1 tRNA gene and 2 rRNA genes are annotated in these 3617 nt (G+C 56.1%); all 3 read right to left on the bottom strand.

The annotated features are described in order from the left end of the window. A 23S ribosomal RNA gene (locus AUR66_RS21590) occupies positions 1-1299 on the bottom strand; the annotation flags it as partial. Positions 1300-1512: 213 nt separating this feature from the next. Continuing rightward, a tRNA-Ala gene (locus AUR66_RS00010) sits at positions 1513-1584 on the bottom strand. Positions 1585-1680: 96 nt separating this feature from the next. Next, a 16S ribosomal RNA gene (locus AUR66_RS00005) occupies positions 1681-3153 on the bottom strand. Positions 3154-3617 lie beyond the last annotated feature (464 nt).

Below are 3617 nucleotides of genomic sequence, written 5' to 3'. Positions count from 1 at the left end.
ACAGTATGCCAACCTACGGAATCGTACTATGAGTACGCCGCCAGGTCTCGGAGATGGATTTGAGCCCCGATCATTTTCGACGCCTCGAACCTCGGCCGGTAAGCTGTTACGCTATTCTTAGAGGGTAGCTGCTTCTAAGCTCACCTCCCGGCTGTTTAGGGCTCGAGACAATCTTCAATCGCACTTAATCCATACTTTGGGTCCTTAACCTAGCTCTGGGTTGTCTCCCTCACGGTGCACAAGCTTACCCCGCACACCGGACTCCCTGAGTCTACGACGTTCGTAAGTTCGGAGTTTGACAGGGAAGCGAACTCCTCTCGGAGTCCGGATTCCCAATCGGTCGCTCTACCTCACGAACTATCTCATCAGAGGTCATGCTTCGACATGTTTCGGTTGGAACCAGCTGTTGCCAAGTTCGATGGGCCTTTCACCCCTACACCAGAGTCACGAGAGGGTATTGTAGGACACCAACTCTAACGGGCCTCCACGCAGCTTTCGCCACGCTTCACCCTGCTCCGGCGTAGATCACTTGGTTTCGGGTCGCATCCGGTTGGCTCCCCGCCCTTGAAGACGGTGGCCCTGGTCAAAGACTGCGGCCGTATCGGTTTCCCTATGCCTCCGGGGGTTCACCCCTTAGACTCGCCAGTCAGATGCACTCCATGGTTCGTTTTTCAAAACGTACGACGTAACATCGGCTTCGTCTGAGTCTTACTACGAGATCGCTCTCAGTTCATTCGTCAGACGACCTTGTATGCCACGTCGCTCTATCGCCAACTGATTTCAAGCCCTATTGCACCGCCCTTTTCGGGGTGCTTTTCAGCGTTCGCTCACGCTACTTGTTCGCTATCGGTCTCGAGGAGTGTTTAGTCTTCGCAGTTGATGCCTGCGTAATTCACGAGGGATATCCAACCCCCGCTATTCTGGAACAACCCCGGGACCTTTTTCTTACACTACGGGGTTTTCACCCTGTATCACGCTCCGTTCCAGGAGACTTCGTGTAAGATCCAGGTCCGTTACGGGTAGTCCGTACACCACATTGCCCGAAGGCTTCGGTTTGGACTGTGTCGCTTTCACTCGCCGTTACTCACGATATCGCGGATTGCTTTCTTTTCCTGCTCCTACTAAGATGTTTCAATTCGGAGCGTTCCCCATTGCGCAAGGCAATTGCGTGGGGATTCCCATTCGGAGATCCTCAGTTCTTTCCCTCCATGCGGGTCCCTGAGGCTTATCGCAGCTTGGCACGTCCGTCATCGGCTCTCGAGCCGAGCTATCCACCAGCTGGCACAGTAGCCAGTTGATATAGTCACTGTGACCCGGAGAACGGGTCCAGTGGACGCCTGGATTGCACGTACACACGGTTTCATCAAACGCCCAGTAGTCTTCTGGCGCGTTTTCGACCCTTCCCAACCACGCTTGCGCGGGTTGGTGCATCAGTCGTCAATGCTCATTCCTTCGTATCGTCGTCCCACACTTAAGGGGCACGATTCAACGAGGGTTGAACATTGCTTACCATGGACCCACAGGGATTCGAACCCTGGGCATCCTCCTTGCAAAGGAGGCACTCTACCACTGAGCTATGGGCCCCATGTCAGCCCTAGTAGTTCTAAGGTGTCCGAACGGATGGTGTTCGAACTCGGAAGATCGCGTGTGAGCCACCCCGTCGGGGTGGTCTCGGTCGTTAGGAGGTGATCCAGCCGCAGATTCCCCTACGGCTACCTTGTTACGACTTAAGCCCCCTTGCGAAGCCCAGATTCGACTGTCGTGTGACAGCCTCATCCGGACCTCACTCGGGTGCTTTGACGGGCGGTGTGTGCAAGGAGCAGGGACGTATTCACCGCACTCTTGTGAAATGCGATTACTACCGAATCCAGCTTCATGAGGGCGAGTTTCAGCCCTCAATCCGAACTACGATCGAGTTTAGGAGATTAGCGTTCTCTTTCGAGATAGCAACCCATTGTCTCGACCATTGTAGCCCGCGTGTAGCCCAGCTCATTCGGGGCATACTGACCTACCGTTGCCCGTTCCTTCCTCCGCTTTAGCAGCGGCAGTCCTTCTAATGTACCCAGCCAGTCGAAACTGCTGCTGGCAATTAGAAGTGCGGGTCTCGCTCGTTGCCTGACTTAACAGGACGCCTCACGGTACGAGCTGACGGCGGCCATGCACCTCCTCTCTATAGCATCGTGGCAAGGTCATCAACCTGACCGTCATTACTATAGTCGGAGCTGGTGAGATGTCCGGCGTTGAGTCCAATTAAACCGCAGGCTCCTCCGGTTGTAGTGCTCCCCCGCCAATTCCTTTAAGTTTCATCCTTGCGGACGTACTTCCCAGGCGGCTCGCTTCTCGGCTTCCCTACGGCACAGCACAGGCTCGTAGCCTGTGCCACACCTAGCGAGCATCGTTTACAGCTAGGACTACCCGGGTATCTAATCCGGTTCGAGACCCTAGCTTTCGTCCCTCACCGTCGGATCCGTCTTCTCGAGGTGCTTTCGCCATCGGTGGTCCGTCCAGGATTACGGGATTTCACTCCTACCCCGGACGTACCCCTCGAGCCTTCCGGTCCCAAGCCACGTGGTTTCCACCGGACGCCCGCCAGTTAAGCTGGCGGATTTCCCGATGGACCTTCGTGGCCGGCTACGGACGCTTTAGGCCCAATAATATCGGTCATCACTTGGGCTGCCGGTATTACCGCGGCGGCTGGCACCGGTCTTGCCCAGCCCTTATTCCCCGACCGCCTTACAGTCGGGAAAAGCGAGGACTATATGCCCTCGCACTTGGGGTCCCCTTATCGCACTTGCGTACAGTGTAAAGGTTTCGCGCCTGCTGCGCCCCGTAGGGCCCGGAATCTTGTCTCAGATTCCGTCTCCGGGCTCTTGCTCTCACAACCCGTACCGATTATCGGCACGGTGGGCCGTTACCCCACCGTCTACCTAATCGGCCGCAGACACATCCTACGGCGCCGGAGCGTTTGGGAGAGTCGGCATTCAAGCGTGACTCTCCTATGAACTATTAGCCTCAGTTTCCCGAGGTTATCGTTCTCCGTAGGGTAGTTTGTCCACGTGTTACTGAGCTTTCCGCAACGAGTCTAAGCTCGTACAACTAGCATGGCTAAATCGGACCCCAATAGCAATGACCTCCGGCAGGATCAACCGGAATGGGTCGCGACCATTTAAACCTGGTCGCGGGGTGTTGGCGGGTGAATGGCAGCGTAATGCTGTCAAATCACCGTTCAAAGGTCCGAGTTCGAATGATATCCGTTCGGATATCACCGAACTACTAGGGCTAACATCAGATACCGTCTTGCGGCGTACCGCAGGGGCGGAATCCTCATTTCCTTCGGATTTGAATCGAGGTGGTTCGTGGGTATAAACCCGTCGAACCTCGCTCGACCGAATCCGGTGAGGCGGGACGCGTTGAATCGCCCCGCAATCGCGGTGTGTCGTTCGCATTCTTCCGAAATGCCTTGGACCACTTAAGGTCGTCGTCTCGTGGCAGCCCCGGGAAGGTGTGTCATCCCGGTGAGCGCCAGACGACCGTGGGTCGGTGGGCGTTCGGACGAAGCCTTCGGGGGGAGTACCCCCGTGCGCTTCTTCACATTACTTCGAATGGCACGGTTACAT

Source organism: Haloferax profundi (genome assembly GCF_001469865.1).
Taxonomy (GTDB): Archaea; Halobacteriota; Halobacteria; order Halobacteriales; family Haloferacaceae; genus Haloferax; species Haloferax profundi.
The sequence above is the reverse complement of the archived record's forward strand: the minus strand, read 5'-3'. Positions and strand labels throughout refer to the sequence as shown.